This window comes from Aeromonas sp. S18(2024) (genome assembly GCF_041402525.1).
GTDB lineage: Bacteria > Pseudomonadota > Gammaproteobacteria > Enterobacterales > Aeromonadaceae > Aeromonas > Aeromonas enteropelogenes.
Genome location: NZ_JBGLQV010000003.1, coordinates 349,782 through 365,410, shown reverse-complemented (window position 1 = coordinate 365,410; position 15,629 = coordinate 349,782). Strand labels below are relative to the sequence as shown.

The following is a 15,629-nucleotide window of genomic DNA, read 5'->3' as shown; positions in this document are numbered from 1 at the left end:
TTAACAGGGGGAGACCGCTTGTCCCAGTGTGGCGAAAAGATAAGAATGGTCGCCATCGCAAGGGAGGGACACATGTTTCGATTAGGACTCATCATTAATCCGGTTGCCGGCATTGGCGGGGCAGTTGGTCTCAAGGGCAGTGATGGCGTGGTGGAAGAGGCGCTTGCTCGTGGCGCCGTGCCCAAGGCTCAAGAGCGGGTACGGCAGGCCCTGTTGCCGCTGTGCGAGCTGGCTGAGCGGTTCGAGTTGCTGACGGTCGCCGGCGAGATGGGGGAGGCGCTGGCCTATTCTCTTGGCTTGCCCTGCCGGATTGTCTACCACCCCGAAGGGGAGGCCACCAGCGCCACCGACACCCGTCAGGCGGCCGAGCGGATGCGTGACGCCGGGGTCGATTTGCTGCTGTTTGCCGGCGGCGATGGCACGGCGCGGGATATCTGTGCGGCGGTGGGGGAGTCGTGCCATGTGCTCGGCATTCCGGCGGGCTGCAAGATCCACTCGGGGGTCTACGGGGTGACCCCTGCCGCGACGGGCAGGGTGGCGGCACGGATGATCGCAGGGGAGCTGCTCAGCCTTATCGATGCCGAGGTGATGGACATAGATGAAGAGGCATTTCGAGCGGGCAAGGTGCGTGCCCGTCACTATGGCCAGCTGCTGGTGCCCGGCGATCTGCGTTACGTACAGGCGGTCAAGCAGGGGGGCAAGGAGTCCGAAGAGTTGGTGCTGGCGGATCTGGCCGCCGGTTTTGTGGAGCAAATGGAACCCGATATTCTCTACCTGATGGGGTCTGGCAGCACGGTGGCCGCCTGCATGGCGGAGCTTGGCCTGGAAAATACCTTGCTCGGTGTGGATCTGGTGGAAAATGGCCGGCTTATCGGGCAGGATCTGTCCGCCGCCGAGATCCTGACCCGGATCCGCGGCCGTCGCTGCCGTCTGATCATTACCCTGATAGGCGGTCAGGGACATTTGTTCGGGCGCGGAAATCAGCAATTGAGTCCAGAGGTGATTCGGTGTGTCGGGCTGGAAAATATCCAGGTGCTGGCGACCAAGAGCAAGTTGGCCGCGCTTGAGGGCCGACCGCTGCTGGTGGATACCGATGATCCCGAATTGAACCGGGCGTTGAGTGGTTATCTGCGGATCACCACGGGATACAAGGATCAGGTCATCTACCCGGTGGCCAACCCGGAATAGGACGTCAAGGAAGCCGCTGGCCTGGCGCCAGAGAGCCGCAATCAACCGGATTGCGGTTCCATACCCCCGAATTATTTTGCCGGCAACCCCGGAAATGAGGCTGCGTTACATGACGATTCACGATTTTGAGCACAAGTTGTTGGGACTGATCGACGACATGGTTGCCACCGCGACAGACGATGAGCTGTTTGCCGGAGGATACTTGCGGGGGCATATCTCGCTGGCGGTGGCCCGGGCCGAGCTGGAAGGCAAGACCCTGGTGCGCGACGTCAAGAGCTATGTGCTGCGCAGTCTCAACGAGGCCATCTTGCAGGGGGAGCTCTCCGAGCAGGATGAAGAGCTGGTGCAGACCATGTGGAAACGCCTGCAGCAACAAGCGGAAGCTTGATCAAAAACAAATTTCAAACGGAAGTATGAGTTTCTGCTTCCCTGATAGTTATCAAAAGGTTAATAATAAGTATCGCCTTTTGTTTCAGGGATTAAACTATGGCTTCCACATCACATATTGCCAAGAAACTGCCGCTCGAGATGCTCTATCACTGGGAGCGGCAGTGTCCTGATCGGATTTATCTGCGACAAACCATCAACCGCGAATATGTCGACTTCACCTGGGGTGAAGTAGCGGAAGAGGCGCGGCGCATGGTGACGGCCCTGCGTCATCTGGGGCTGGTTTCTGGTGACAAGGTGGCGCTGCTCTCCAAGAACTGCGCCCAGTGGTTCATCGCCGATCTCGCCATGCAGATGGGGCAGTATGTGAGTGTGCCCATCTATCCCACCGCCAACGTCGATACCATCGAATATGTGCTGCGCCACAGCGAAGCCAAGGCCATCTTCGTCGGCAAGCTGGATGACTGGAAGAGTCAGGAGGCCGGCGTCCCCACCGATCTGCTGCGTATCGCCTTTCCCTATGACACCATGCCGGCCAGCCACCAGTGGGACGACCTGCTGGAGGTGCACGAGCCCATTCCCGACAGCCCGGTGCAGGCGCCGGACGCCTTGCTGAGCCTGGTCTACACCTCTGGCAGCACCGGCAAGCCGAAAGGGGCCATGCTGAGCGTCGAGCGCTACGCCTGGTCCTGCGAGAAGCTGGTGGAAACGGTCGGCCTGACTCAGGCCGATCGCGGCTTCTCCTATCTGCCGCTCGCTCACATCACAGAGCGGGTCTACATCTATGGCGGTAGCCTGTTTGGCGGTGCCACCATCGCTTTCCCCGAATCCCTCGACACCTTTATTGAGGACGTCAAGCGCTGCCGTCCCACCGTGTTCATCTCGGTGCCGCGCCTGTGGGCCATGTTCCGCATCAAGATCCTCGAGAAACTGCCCCAGAAGAAACTGGATCTGCTGCTCAAAATCCCACTGGTTTCCAGCCTCATCAAGAGCAAGCTGCAAAAGGGGCTGGGGCTGGATCAGGCGCGTGTGCTGGGCTGTGGCTCGGCGCCAGTGTCACCGGCCCTGCTTGAGTGGTACCTGAGCATCGGCCTGAATGTCACCGAAGCCTGGGGCATGACCGAAAACCATGCCTACTCCACCATCAACTATCCGTTCAGGGCAGACAAGATTGGCACCGTCGGCAAGGCGGGGCTTGGCGTGACCATCAAGATCTCCGATGAAGGGGAGATCCTTTGTCGCTGCGAAGGCATGATGTTGGGCTACTACAAGGATCCCGAGCACAGCGCCGAGGCCATCGATGCGGATGGCTGGCTCCATACCGGCGACATGGGCAAGCTGGACAGGGAGGGGTATCTCACCATCACGGGGCGGATGAAGGATGTGTTCAAGACCGCCAAGGGCAAGTATGTGGCGCCTGTCCCCATCGAAGGGCTGCTTGGGCAGGAGTCCATCATAGAACAGCTGTGCGTGATTGGTTACGGCATGCCACAACCCATCGCCCTGGTGCAGCTCGCCGAAAGCGCCATGAAGGGGGACAGGGGAGCGGTCGAGGCCCAGCTGGAGGCGGCCCGCAACCGGGTCAACGATCAGCTGGAGGCTCATGCCAAGTTGCGTGGCATCCTGGTGGTGAAGACACCCTGGAATATCGAGAACGGCGTGCTCACTCCCACCATGAAGATCCGCCGCCACCTGCTGGAGCAAAAATATGCCGATATCGGCGAGCAGTGGCCTTCACGCTCCATCGTGTGGGAAGAGTAATGTCAGACATCGCCTGATCGCGTTGTGAAAACGGCGGCCATGATGGCCGCCGTTTTTGTGTTAGGTAAAAGAGTTAAAGGAGGGCGAGCGCCGCCGCCAGATCGGCGATGAGATCGTCCGCGTCCTCCACCCCTATGCTGAAGCGGATGAGATCGTCATTGACCCCGGCGGCGAGGCGGCTCGCCTCGTCCATGGCGGCATGGGTAGTGCTGGCCGGATGGCAGGCCAGGCTCTCGAGATCGCCGAGGCTCACCGCCTGCACGAACAGCTGCAAGTTGTCGAGCAAGGTGGCGCAGCGCTCAAACCCTCCTTCCAGCTCTATGCTCACCATGCCACCAAAGCCGCTGGCGAAGGCGCCAAGGGCAGGGTGGCCCGGATGGCTGGTCAGCCCCGGGTAGATCACCTTCTTCACCGCCGGGTGGGCGGCCAGGAAGTCGGCCACCTTCTGGGCATTGTACAGATGGGCATCCATGCGCAAGGGCAGGGTCTTGACCCCGCGCTGCAGCAGGTAGGCCTCCTGTGGGCCGATCGGGGAGCCGATATGTTTGAGTGCCACGGTGCGGATGGATTTCATCAGTGCGTGAGAGCCCGCCACCACCCCGGCGATGATGTCGCCGTGGCCGCCCAGGTACTTGGTGCCGCTGTGCATCACGATATCGACACCGAGCTCCAGTGGGCGCAGCAGATAGGGGGTGAGGAAGGTGTTGTCACACACACTGATGGCGCCCACCTTGCGGGCCGCCTCGACCACCACTCGCGGGTCCACCACTTTGAGGGTGGGGTTGGTCAGGGTTTCGAACAGTACCACCTTGGTGGCGGGGCGGATGTTGGCCAGCAGATCCTGATCGCTCTCGTAGGCGGTGACCTTGATGCCAGCGCGGCTGAAGGTCTGTTTGAGGAACGCATCTGTGCCACCGTAGAGAGGACCAACATAGGCCACTTCATCGCCGCTATCGGCCAGGGCATACATGATGGCGCTCACCGCCGCCATACCGCTTGCCACCACCAGCGCCTCGTCGGCTCCTTCGAGGGCTGCCAGCTTCTGCTCCAGCTCGGCGGTCGTGGGGTTGCCAAAGCGGCTGTAAATGAACCCGGGAGCCTGGCCGGCAAAGCGCTCCTTGCCCGCCTGGGCATTGAAGTAGCTGAAGGTACTGCTCTGGTAGAGCGGAGTGGTCAGTGCCCCGGTCTGGGGATCGATCCGCTGGCCGCTGTGCACGCTCATGGTCTTGAATTTCATTGTGTTACTCCGTGGTCGCCAGAAACTGGCACAGATATTCAGGTGTGATTATGGTTGGCAAGCCAAGTTGCTCGAAGTCCGTCTATGGTGGTTTGCTCCTCGCTCTATCCTGATTGGCAAGGTCAAGGACAACCAGTGCGGTTGGGCATAGTCATGGGGCTTGAATGCCTGGCCTTGATTGCGTGATGTTGCGAACTGCAGGAACATCAGTGCAGGTTCATGGGCTGCAGCAGTGCAGTTAGCGACGGGATAGCGAGTCCGGTAATAGGAAGTGGGTGAGAATGGGAGAGGTTACCGTTTGGCGTAATAAAACATAAACAACAAATTATTCTGAGTTATAAGCAAAAACGAAACAAGGTTCAGAGTATTGATGATTTTGTGTCTTTATGAGGTGGAATACATAGAGCAAAGAACGGGCTTAGTCCTTTGATTTTGCAGAAGGGCAAAAACAAAAAAACCGGCATAGGCCGGTTTTTTTGTTTCACTCTGGAGAGTGTTCTGCTCGCTATGAATTGCGAGAGCAGAGAGATAATGGGGTGGCTGATGGGGCTCGAACCCACGACAACCGGAATCACAATCCGGGACTCTACCAACTGAGCTACAGCCACCACTAAAACAGTCATTGATTTCCATTTATCTGATAAGAGAGGGAATCAATGGCGCGCCCTGCAGGATTCGAACCTGCGACCCACGGCTTAGAAGGCCGTTGCTCTATCCGACTGAGCTAAGGGCGCGTATCTCAACCCGCCATGCAGGCAAGTTGACAAACCTGGTCGGTGATAAAGGATTCGAACCTTTGACCCTCTGGTCCCAAACCAGATGCGCTACCGGGCTGCGCTAATCACCGAAATACCGCGTCCAGCATACTCGACAAGAGTCGTACTGGGCAACGGGCGGGCATCATACCCAAGCGTTGGAGCCAGCGTCAACGACTTTTTCCCCCAGTAAATTCAAGTGCCTACTTATTGCCCTCTGGTCATGCGACCTATCTGTGCCGCTAACATCCCGGCTAAAAAAATGCGACAATGCGCGGCAGTTGAACACATGGTGAGTGGAGTACGATGTCTGCCAAAATCATAGATGGAAAACAGGTTGCGCAAACGATTCGCAGCCAGGTCGCGGCGCAGGTCCAACAGCGGTTGGCAGCAGGGAAACGGGCGCCGGGGCTGGCCGTCATTCTGGTGGGGGCGGATCCTGCCTCTCAGGTCTATGTCGGCAGCAAGCGCCGGGCATGTGAAGAAGTCGGGTTTCTCTCCCGCTCTTATGACTTGAGTGCGACGGCCACTCAGGAAGAGTTGCTGGCGCTGATCGACCAACTGAATGACGATACTCATGTCGATGGCATTCTGGTTCAGTTGCCACTGCCGGCCCACTTCGATACGACCCTGGTACTGGAGCGGATCCGCCCCGACAAGGATGTCGATGGTTTTCACCCCTATAATGTCGGACGTCTGGCACAGCGTATTCCGGCACTGCGCCCCTGCACGCCGAAGGGGATCATGACGCTGATTGAAACCACAGGAGTTAAGACTCATGGTCTGCATGCGGTGGTGGTCGGAGCATCCAACATAGTGGGACGCCCCATGACCCTGGAGCTGCTGCTGGCGGGGTGCACGACCACCACTTGTCACCGTTTTACCCGCGATCTGGAAGAGCAGGTGCGCCGCGCTGATTTGCTGGTGGTAGCGGTCGGCAAGCCCAATTTCATTCCGGGGGAGTGGGTCAAGCCGGGGGCGCTGGTGATCGATGTGGGCATCAATCGTCTGGCGGATGGCTCTCTGGTAGGGGACGTTGAGTTTGAAACGGCGCGCAGTCATGCCTCTTTTATCACGCCTGTGCCAGGTGGTGTCGGACCGATGACAGTCGCCAGCCTGATGGAGAACACCCTGATCGCCTGTAACGACTATCACGACTGAAGGCAGCCGATGAGGTGTCCGTGATCAGAGCACTAGGCAGTCGTGGAGCACAGAAGTCGCAGGTATAGATAATAAAAAACCGGTTTCTCTGGGAGAAACCGGTTTTTTATTTATCCAACGCATGGTTTTAAATATTTTGTGCTTCGTTTGGCACAATAACAGAGGCATGATTTCCTTTCGGCCCCTGTTGCAGTTCAAAATTGACGGCCTGACCCGCTTTCAGGGTCTTGTAGCCCTCCATTTGAATCGTGGAGTAGTGCGCGAAGATATCTTCACCACCTCCTTCCGGACAGATAAACCCAAATCCTTTTGCGTTGTTGAACCACTTAACTGTGCCGGTTGCCATACTTCTACATCCTTTTATTGATTACCCAGAAGTCGTTGAGTAACCTGCGCCAGCCCATTATAACTAGGACATAAGCCCGTAGCAGACGGGCACAGATTAGCAAGTAACCAATCTAGTCCAACTTTTGAGCGAGTCAAGAAGTTGTTAACAGCTGATGTGATCTGGTTAACAAGTCTATTGACAAGCTTGTGTTAGACGGTAGTAATCTAGAGGTACCAAAGCGCGATTATGAGCAAGCAGAAAGAACTCTTTGCTAATGAAGAGATTGCAGAAGCAGAGAAGACAAAGCTGCAGTCGCCCCCCATGTACAAGGTCGTGTTGAACAATGATGACTACACACCGATGGAATTCGTGGTGGAGGTGCTGCAAAAGTTCTTTGGTATGGATTTGGACAAGGCGACTCAGGTCATGCTGAGCGTGCATTATAGTGGTAAGGGGATCTGTGGCACGTTTACCGCAGAGATCGCTGAAACCAAAGTAGTCCAGGTCAACACCTATTCACGTAACCACGAACATCCACTGCTATGTACTATGGAAAAGGCTTGAATCTGATGACTTGATGGCGAGTGTGACACCACATTGTAGCTGTACTAGGGGAGGTGCCTATGTTGAATAAAGATCTGGAAAAGACGCTGAACGAGGCGTTTAAACTGGCCCGTGACGAGCGCCACGAATTCATGACCGTCGAGCACCTGTTGTTAGCCCTGTTGGATAACAGCTCAGCCCATGAGGCGCTGAGTTCTTGTGGTGCCGATGTCGAGCAGATGCGCAAAGAGATCCGCGCATTCATCAATCAAACAACCCCTCTTATTCCCCGTGACGATGAAGATCGTGAAACCCAGCCGACGCTGGGATTCCAGCGAGTGCTTCAGCGTGCGGTATTCCATGTGCAATCTTCGGGCAACACCGAAGTCAGTGGTGCCAATGTCCTGGTCGCCATTTTCAGCGAGCAGGAGTCGCAAGCGGCTTACTTCCTGAAAAAAGCCGAGATCAGTCGCCTCGACGTGGTCAACTTCCTCTCCCATGGCGTACGTAAGGAGAGCAAGCCGGATTTGGGCAGCAATAGCAATCCGGAGTCTGATGACGACGTCTCTGCCGCCCAGATCGAGAGCTTTGCGACTAATTTGAACCAGCTGGTGCTGGAGGGGCGCATTGACCCTCTGATCGGTCGTGATCAGGAGTTGAATCGCACCATCCAGGTGTTGTGTCGTCGTCGCAAGAACAATCCTCTGCTGGTGGGGGAGGCCGGTGTCGGCAAGACCGCCATCGCCGAGGGGCTGGCCTACCGGATCGTCAAGGGGGATGTGCCCGAGGTGATTGCCGGTAGCACCATTTACTCGCTTGATATGGGCTCTTTGCTGGCGGGAACCAAATACCGCGGCGATTTCGAGAAACGCCTCAAAGTGCTACTCAAGCAGATTGAACGCCAGGAAGGGGCCATCCTGTTCATCGACGAGATCCACACAATCATAGGTGCCGGTGCAGCCTCCGGTGGCCAGCTGGATGCGGCCAACCTCATCAAACCGCTGCTCTCCAACGGTTTGCTGCGCTGTGTTGGTTCAACCACCTATCAGGAATATGCCCAGATCTTCGAGAAAGACCGTGCTCTGGCACGCCGCTTCCAGAAGATCGATATCGTCGAGCCGAGCGTTGACGATACCACACGTATCCTGATGGGGCTCAAGAGTCGTTACGAGGCACACCACGGGGTGCGTTATACCGTCAAAGCGATCCGTGCTGCGGTTGAGCTGTCGGCCAAATACATCAACGATCGTCATTTGCCGGATAAAGCCATCGATGTGATCGACGAGGCGGGGGCCGGGCAGCGGTTGTTGCCGGCGAGCAAGCGCAAGAAAGTGATCAATGTGCAGGAAATAGAAGCCATCGTGGCCAAGATTGCCCGTATCCCGGAAAAATCAGTCTCCTCCTCCGACAAGGAGGTGCTGAAAAATCTGGAGCGTAATCTCAAGATGGTGGTCTTCGGCCAGGACAAAGCCATCGAGGTGCTGACGGATGCGATCCGTTTGTCCCGTTCGGGATTGGGTAACGAGCGTCGCCCAGTGGGTTGTTTCCTCTTTGCCGGTCCGACCGGGGTGGGCAAGACAGAGGTGACCCAGCAACTGGGCAAGGCCCTCGGGGTGGAAATGCTGCGCTTTGACATGTCCGAATACATGGAGCGCCACACAGTCTCCCGTCTGATCGGTGCCCCTCCCGGCTATGTCGGGTTTGAGCAAGGTGGCCTGTTGACCGATGCGGTGATCAAGCACCCTCACTCAGTGGTGTTGCTCGACGAGATTGAGAAGGCACACCCGGATGTCTTCAACCTGTTGCTGCAGGTGATGGACAACGGGACCCTGACCGATAACAACGGGCGCAAGGCTGATTTTCGCAATGTGATCCTGGTGATGACCACCAATGCCGGGGTGCAGGAAACCCAACGCAAGTCCATCGGTTTCCAGCAGCAGGATCTGAGCCACGATGCCATGGCGGTGATCAACAAGACATTCAGCCCGGAGTTTCGCAACCGTCTCGACCACATCATTTGGTTCAACCATCTGGATATGACGGTGATCCACCAGGTCGTCGACAAGTTTATTGTCGAGTTGCAGGTTCAGCTGGATGCGAAAGGAGTCTCTCTCGAGGTGTCAGAACGTGCTCGTCACTGGTTGGCCGAGAAGGGATATGACAGAGCCATGGGGGCCAGACCGATGGGGAGGGTGATCCAGGAACACCTCAAGAAACCCCTGGCCAACGAGATCCTGTTTGGCTCATTGGTCGATGGTGGGGTTGTGAAGGTTGAGCTGGTTGATGACAGCCTCAGCTTTGACTTTCAGGTCGATGTTGAAGCTGTTTCCCACTAAGCATCTGTGATTAGAGAACGACAAAAAACCCCAACCGAAAGGTTGGGGTTTTTTGCTGAATTCCTGGCTTAGCGAGAGCGGAAAACAATACGTCCCTTGGAGAGATCGTAGGGAGTCAGTGCTACCGTTACTTTGTCTCCAGTCAGGATACGAATGTAGTTTTTGCGCATCTTGCCGGAAATATGAGCGATAACCACGTGACCATTCTCCAGTTCCACACGGAACATGGTATTGGGCAGGGTTTCGAGAATAGTGCCCTGCATCTCAATACTGTCTTCTTTAGCCATTGAATCCTCTTGATAAGCCACAACAAAAAACCGCTGGATCATGCCGGATTTAAGGCTATGTGTAAAGTTTACTCGGGCTTGCTGTCGATATTTTTCCATTCTCCCTGGATTAGCACCTCATGGGGCAGATAATTGCGCTTGTAATTCATCTTGCGACACGCTTCTACCAGATAGCCGAGATAGAGCCAGTTACGCCCCGTGCGTCTGGCGAGATCGAGCTGGCTCAGGATGGCAAAGGTGCCCAGAGAGCGGTCGGCGTAATCGGGGTCGAAAAAGGTATACATGGCGCTCAGGGAGTGAGGCAGCAGATCCGTAGTGGCTACCCCGATGAGCCGCCCTTCCTTGCGCATTTCCAGAAAAAGAGGGGGCATCCAGTCGCAGTGGAGAAAACCGCGATACTGGTTGCGATTGGGGGGATACATACTGCCATCGCGGTGGCGCTCCCGGATGTAGCGCTCGTAGAGCAGGTAATATTCGGGTTTGTCATCGTAGCTCAACACGATGTCGATATCCCTGTTGAGCTGGCGGATCCGCTTTTGCCCGCGGCTGGGGCGAAACAGCTCGCTGTGAATGCGAAGAGATTGGCAGGCATGGCAAGCGGGGCAGTGGGGGCGATAGATGTCGTTGCCACTGCGGCGAAATCCTGCGGTCAGCAGGCGTTCATAGCCGCTGGCATTGAGCAGGGAGTGGTCCATCAGCACCAGCAACTGTTCCTGTTCCTTGTCCAGATAACTGCAAGGGTGTTTCGGGGTGAGCCCTACTTTGAGGATCACTTCTTCCGTCATAGGCTGATCTCCCCCTTGTGCCAGCATGTCGCCGCCAATGTTTGTTGCCCCAGTACTGCCAGTGCTTTCAGAAAGCGGGCTCTTGGCCACTCTTCAATACCCAGGGTGGCGAGAAACGGGTTCTGCATCTGGCAATCGACAAGTTCACCCCCATGACGAGCAAAGTGACGACAGAGGGCCACCATGGCCAGTTTGGCGCCATTGTCGATGTGGCTGAACATGGACTCGCCACAGAACAGTCGGCCAATCGAGAGCCCGTACAATCCCGCCTGCAACCGTCCTTCTTGCCAGATCTCGATGGAGTGGGCATGACCCAGGCGATGGAGTTGCTGATAAGCCTCGATCATGGGCCTGCTGATCCAGGTCTCATCGGCAGTGCGCCGCGGTGCGGCGCAGGCGGTGATTACCTCATTAAAGGCGCGATTGACGGAAATATCGAATGACGTGCGGCGCAGCACTTTTTGCAGGGTGCGTCCTATGTGCAGTTGCTCTGGCCGGATCACCCCCCGGGGATCAGGTGACCACCAGAGCGTCGGCTGGTGGGGCTCATTCCAGGGGAAGATCCCCTTGTGGTAAGCTGCCAGCAAGCGCGTCGGGGAGAGATCGCCCCCAATCGCCAGCAGGCCGTTGGGCTCTTCCAGGGCATGCTTTGGGTCGGGAAACCAGCAGAGCTCATCATCCAGTTGGGTAAGATAGCGAGACATTAGGCAACGAGGTTCACAGATGAAGGGCATTATCCTGATAGTATCCAGCTTGATCTGGTTTGTCACTGCGCCAGCCTGGGCTGCTGTGTATGAGCGCAATACCGCCAGGCCCGTGAATCAGGTGGTATTTGGCGAAGTGGATACGGTGCGCAACATTACCCAGCGTCAGATCCTGGAATCCGCGCACTCCGGCTGGAAAACTCTGGGGGGCGCCGTGCTGGGTGGGCTGCTTGGCAACCAGTTTGGCGGCGGCCATGGCCGGGAAATTGCGACTGCAATGGGGGCGCTGGCGGGGGCCGCCATGGCGCAGCAGTATCAGTCGTCCGATGGCAGCGTGGTGGAAAACAAGCTGGTGGAGCTGCTCATTCGCAATGAACAGAATGGGCTGGTCAACGTGATCCAGGATTATGATCCCGCCATGGTGTTCATGAAGGGGGACAAGGTCCGCATTCTCTATTTCGATGACGGTGTGCGGGTCGACAAGACGTTTTGAGAGAGGGGCTGAAAAACAACCGACAGATTTTCGGGGTGAAAATCTGTCGGGCGGTAACACACGGGACTCACTGCTTGCCGGTCAGGCAGCTGGGTCCTGAGACACGATTTTATCGCGACCGGTATTTTTCGCCTGGTACAGCAGGCGATCCGCTTCGCTCAGTGCCTCGTCCATGGAACCCCGCCCGACATTGATCACGCCGTAACTGGCGCGAACGAACAGGGGATGCTCCTTGGAAAGGGGTTGTTGGCGTAATTGCTGACGCAGCCCTTCCAGCCGTTTGTTAAGGACGCTCACGGTGCAGTGCGGGACCATCAGAGCAAACTCTTCCCCCCCGAAACGGGCAATCATGGCATCGGGGAAGAACTGGGTCATCAAGCGGGTGAGGTGACAGAGCAGTTGATCGCCGATGGCATGGCCCCAGTGATCATTGACCTGTTTGAAGTGATCCACATCGAGTACACAGAGCGCGAGCTGGGTTTGTTGGCGCTGATGCTCTTCGAACCATTTCTGCCCTTCATTGAACCAGTAACGCCGGTTGTACAGGCCGGTCAGGTAGTCGCGATTGGCTGACTCCTGAATGCTGTTGAACTGCTCAAGCGCCTCCAGATTGTGGCTGACCCGGCACTGCAGCTCTTCAGGCTCGAACGGCTGGTTGAGGAAATCGTTGGCGCCCTGCTTGAGGTAGCGGGCTGACAGCCCCCGCTTGTCGGAGACCGAGATCCCTATGATGGCCAGTTGCTGCTTGCTGTAGCGCTCGCGCAGCATACGTACCAGGCTGATCCCGTCGATATCCGGCATATAGTAGTCAACCAGCGCCAAGCGAATGCCTGGGTGTTGCTCCAGCATGGTCAGCGCTTCACGGGCGTGGCTCGCCTCATGAACCTGCAGTAACTGTTTGCGCAGCTGAGTCATGGTGCGATGGCGGGAGGTGCGCGAATCATCGACGACCAGTACCTCGATGGCCTGGTTGAGATAGAGGCGATGCACCAGGCTGACCGCATATTGCAGCGAGTGGCGCGAATCCTTCATCACATAATCCAGCACCCCGGTTTCCAGCCAGGCGCTGCGTTTGTCCTCGCTGATGTCGGCGGTGAGGATCACCACCGGCAGGCCACGGGCCAGCAGTGCGCTGACGGCTTCTCCGCTTGGGGCATCCGGCAGCGTCAAGTCCACCAACGCCACCACATACTCTTCTCCCCGGCAATGACGGGCGCCTTCCAGGGTGTCGAAGGCATCAATCTCAAGACCGGTTTGCTGGGCAATGGCTTGAGTCAGCATGCGACGTATGGTCAGGCTGTCTTCGACTATCAATATCTTCTGCTTCATTAGACTCCTACATATGAAAAAGGCATACCCGAGGGTATGCCTTATATCACATCTGGAGCGCGTTTATTGTGCGTCGAGATAGCGTTCTGCATCGAGGGCTGCCATACAGCCGGTACCGGCGGAGGTGATGGCCTGACGGTAGTTATGGTCGGCCACGTCACCGGCGGCAAAGACCCCTTCGATGCTGGTCTGGGTGGCAAAGCCGTCTAGGCCGCCACGAACCTTGAGATAGCCGTTTTGCATCTCCAGCTGGCCGTCGAAGATCTGGGTGTTGGGCTGGTGACCGATGGCGATGAAGACGCCCATCAGTGCCAGTTCGGAAGTGGTGTCGTCCTGGGTGTTGCGCAGGCGCACGCCGGTGACCCCCATCTGATCGCCCAGCACTTCGTCCAGGGTCTGGTGGGTGTGCAGTACGATATTACCGCTGGCTACCTTGTCATGCAGGCGCTTGATCAGGATCTTCTCGGCACGGAACTCGTCGCGGCGGTGAATGAGGTGCACCTTCTTGGCGATGTTGGCCAGATAGAGCGCCTCTTCCACGGCAGTGTTGCCACCCCCGATCACCGCCACTTCCTGATTGCGATAGAAGAAACCGTCACAGGTGGCGCAAGCAGAGACGCCGCGCCCCTTGAACGCCTCTTCGGAGGGCAGGCCCAGATACTTGGCGGAGGCACCGGTGGCGATGATCAGGGCATCGCAGGTGTACTCGCCGTTGTCACCCTTGAGACGGAACGGGCGCTGGGTCAGCTCCACCTCGTTGATGTGATCAAACAGGATGCGGGTATCAAACTTCTCCGCATGCTCTTTCATGCGCTCCATCAGGGCAGGGCCAGTGAGGCCTTCGGGATCACCAGGCCAGTTCTCCACTTCTGTGGTGGTGGTCAGCTGACCGCCTTGCTGCATGCCGGTGATGAGCAGGGGATTGAGATTAGCGCGGGCGGCATAGACGGCAGCGGTGTAACCGGCCGGGCCGGAGCCCAGGATCAGCAGTTTGCTGTGAGTGACTTGGCTCATGATGTAATTTCCGAGACGTAATGAGTTTGCGCGATTGTAGGTAATTCGTGATAAGGGGTCAAAGGCCAGTGAGTCGATTGTTTTAATCGTGTACGTGTTAGTGGCGGGGCGGGTTTGGGAAATAAAAAAAACCGCCCATCGCGGGCGGATTCTCACTCATCGTCTCTTGGGCAAATCGAGCAGATCAGTTCAGCAGGGTCAGGGGATCCGTGTAGACAAGGCCATGGGCCATGGCGACCTCCTTGCAGGTCAGCTTGCCTTCCATCACGTTGAGACCATGCAGCAGATTGGAGTCTGCCAGCAGCGCTTGGCGATATCCTTGTTGCGCCAGCTTGATGATGAAGGGCAGGGTGGCATTGTTGAGGGCCACGGTCGAGGTTCGCGCCACGGCGCCCGGCATGTTGGCCACGCAGTAGTGCACCACGTCATCGACGATAAAGGTGGGATCTTCGTGAGTGGTGGGGTGGGAGGTCTCCACGCAGCCGCCCTGATCGATGGCCACGTCGACGATGGCCGAGCCAGGCTTCATGCGCGCAATGTGGTCACGGTTGACAAGTTTTGGCGCAGTAGCACCCGGCACCAACACGCCGCCAATGACCAGATCGGCGGCCAGCAGGTGACGTTCCAGGGTTTCGCTGTTGGAGTAGACCACCTTGGCTGATCCCTGGAACTCGTTGTCGAGTCGGCGCAGGGCATCAATGTTGTTGTCAAGAATGGTGACATCCGCGCGCAGGCCGATGGCCATGCGGGCTGCATTGGAACCCACCACGCCACCCCCGATGATCACCACCTTGGCCGGTTCTACGCCGGGCACGCCACCGAGCAGCACGCCGCTACCACCGCGGGATTTCTCCAGTGCCTGGGCACCCGCCTGAATGGACATGCGACCCGCGACTTCCGACATGGGGGCCAGCAGGGGCAAGCCACCACGACCATCGGTGACCGTCTCGTAAGCGATGCAGATGGCACCACTTTTCAGCAAGGCTTCGGTCTGTGGCAGATCCGGCGCCAGATGCAGGTAGGTAAAGAGGGTCTGACCCGGGCGCAACATGGCGCACTCGATTGGCTGGGGCTCCTTGACCTTGACGATCATCTCGGCCTTGGCGAAAACCTCGGCGGCAGTGGCCAAAATATCGGCGCCGGCAGCCATATAATCTGCATCGCTGAAGCCAATGCCGTTTCCGGCACCGCTTTGGACGAAAACAGTGTGGTTTCGTGCTGTCAGTTCACGTACACTGGCCGGAACCATGCCTACGCGATATTCATGGTTTTTTATCTCTTTCGGTACACCGATAATCATGCTATCCCTCGTCTATCGATT

Annotated in this window: 15 protein-coding genes and 3 tRNA genes; 7 read left to right on the top strand and 11 right to left on the bottom strand. The window is 57.3% G+C overall.

The features are described from left to right. Positions 1 to 72: 72 nt before the first annotated feature. From ACB034_RS07850 to ACB034_RS07840, 3 genes are all read left to right on the top strand, one after another. Complete coding sequence (locus ACB034_RS07850) at positions 73 to 1,188, top strand: ATP-NAD kinase family protein (RefSeq protein WP_371172526.1); 1,116 nt, start codon at positions 73 to 75, stop codon at positions 1,186 to 1,188. A 109-nt stretch (positions 1,189 to 1,297) separates the two neighbouring features. Continuing rightward, positions 1,298 to 1,576, top strand: coding sequence for a YfcL family protein (locus tag ACB034_RS07845; protein WP_042029226.1), 279 nt, complete (start codon positions 1,298 to 1,300; stop codon positions 1,574 to 1,576). Between the two features lie 98 nt (positions 1,577 to 1,674). Next, on the top strand, positions 1,675 to 3,336 hold the full coding sequence (locus ACB034_RS07840) for an AMP-binding protein (protein WP_371172525.1): 1,662 nt from the start codon (positions 1,675 to 1,677) through the stop codon (positions 3,334 to 3,336). 73 nt (positions 3,337 to 3,409) lie between these two features. On the opposite strand, the gene ACB034_RS07835 is transcribed toward ACB034_RS07840, so the two are convergent. From ACB034_RS07835 to ACB034_RS07820, 4 genes are all read right to left on the bottom strand, one after another. Further along, on the bottom strand, positions 3,410 to 4,573 hold the full coding sequence (locus tag ACB034_RS07835; RefSeq protein WP_371172524.1) for a PLP-dependent aspartate aminotransferase family protein: 1,164 nt from the start codon (positions 4,571 to 4,573) through the stop codon (positions 3,410 to 3,412). Between the two features lie 532 nt (positions 4,574 to 5,105). After that, positions 5,106 to 5,181 (bottom strand) — tRNA-His (locus tag ACB034_RS07830). A 49-nt stretch (positions 5,182 to 5,230) separates the two neighbouring features. Further along, positions 5,231 to 5,307, bottom strand: a tRNA-Arg gene (locus tag ACB034_RS07825). Positions 5,308 to 5,343: 36 nt separating this feature from the next. Beyond that, positions 5,344 to 5,420 (bottom strand) — tRNA-Pro (locus ACB034_RS07820). A gap of 214 nt (positions 5,421 to 5,634) precedes the next feature. Between ACB034_RS07820 and folD the strand changes: the two genes are divergently transcribed. Then, positions 5,635 to 6,489 (top strand): bifunctional methylenetetrahydrofolate dehydrogenase/methenyltetrahydrofolate cyclohydrolase FolD, encoded by an 855-nt coding sequence (gene folD, locus ACB034_RS07815; RefSeq protein WP_124240541.1) that lies wholly within the window; start codon positions 5,635 to 5,637, stop codon positions 6,487 to 6,489. A gap of 127 nt (positions 6,490 to 6,616) precedes the next feature. Here folD and cspD read toward each other — a convergent pair whose 3' ends face one another. After that, a complete protein-coding gene (gene cspD, locus ACB034_RS07810; RefSeq protein WP_010674510.1) occupies positions 6,617 to 6,835 on the bottom strand; it encodes a cold shock-like protein CspD in 219 nt (72 codons plus the stop codon). Between the two features lie 228 nt (positions 6,836 to 7,063). Here cspD and clpS point away from each other — a divergent pair, with 228 nt between their 5' ends. Together clpS and clpA are read left to right on the top strand one after the other, a co-directional pair. Continuing rightward, a complete protein-coding gene (gene clpS, locus ACB034_RS07805) occupies positions 7,064 to 7,381 on the top strand; it encodes an ATP-dependent Clp protease adapter ClpS (RefSeq protein ID WP_042069619.1) in 318 nt (105 codons plus the stop codon). A gap of 59 nt (positions 7,382 to 7,440) precedes the next feature. Then, a complete protein-coding gene (gene clpA / locus ACB034_RS07800) occupies positions 7,441 to 9,696 on the top strand; it encodes an ATP-dependent Clp protease ATP-binding subunit ClpA (protein WP_042029222.1) in 2,256 nt (751 codons plus the stop codon). A 68-nt stretch (positions 9,697 to 9,764) separates the two neighbouring features. Here the strand turns inward: clpA and infA are convergent, their stop codons facing one another. The 3 genes from infA to aat form a co-directional block, all read right to left on the bottom strand. Further along, positions 9,765 to 9,983: a translation initiation factor IF-1 gene (gene infA / locus ACB034_RS07795; protein WP_005300033.1), complete on the bottom strand. Its 219-nt coding sequence runs from the start codon at positions 9,981 to 9,983 to the stop codon at positions 9,765 to 9,767. A gap of 68 nt (positions 9,984 to 10,051) precedes the next feature. After that, positions 10,052 to 10,768, bottom strand: coding sequence for an arginyltransferase (locus tag ACB034_RS07790; protein WP_042029221.1), 717 nt, complete (start codon positions 10,766 to 10,768; stop codon positions 10,052 to 10,054). Then, on the bottom strand, positions 10,765 to 11,472 hold the full coding sequence (gene aat / locus ACB034_RS07785) for a leucyl/phenylalanyl-tRNA--protein transferase (RefSeq protein ID WP_124240543.1): 708 nt from the start codon (positions 11,470 to 11,472) through the stop codon (positions 10,765 to 10,767). Before aat ends, ACB034_RS07790 begins: the two co-directional genes overlap by 4 nt. Before the next feature lie 19 nt (positions 11,473 to 11,491). Here aat and ACB034_RS07780 point away from each other — a divergent pair, with 19 nt between their 5' ends. Continuing rightward, entirely contained in the window at positions 11,492 to 11,965 is a 474-nt protein-coding gene (locus tag ACB034_RS07780) for a glycine zipper 2TM domain-containing protein (protein WP_225632106.1), read from the top strand. Between the two features lie 81 nt (positions 11,966 to 12,046). Here ACB034_RS07780 and ACB034_RS07775 read toward each other — a convergent pair whose 3' ends face one another. The 3 genes from ACB034_RS07775 to ald form a co-directional block, all read right to left on the bottom strand. Continuing rightward, complete coding sequence (locus ACB034_RS07775) at positions 12,047 to 13,294, bottom strand: diguanylate cyclase domain-containing protein (protein WP_371172523.1); 1,248 nt, start codon at positions 13,292 to 13,294, stop codon at positions 12,047 to 12,049. 63 nt (positions 13,295 to 13,357) lie between these two features. Further along, the gene (gene trxB, locus ACB034_RS07770) at positions 13,358 to 14,308 is read right to left on the bottom strand and encodes a thioredoxin-disulfide reductase (RefSeq protein ID WP_042029217.1); all 951 of its coding nucleotides are present in this window, start codon (positions 14,306 to 14,308) and stop codon (positions 13,358 to 13,360) included. Positions 14,309 to 14,492: 184 nt separating this feature from the next. Continuing rightward, a complete protein-coding gene (gene ald / locus ACB034_RS07765) occupies positions 14,493 to 15,608 on the bottom strand; it encodes an alanine dehydrogenase (RefSeq protein ID WP_026456808.1) in 1,116 nt (371 codons plus the stop codon). Positions 15,609 to 15,629 lie beyond the last annotated feature (21 nt).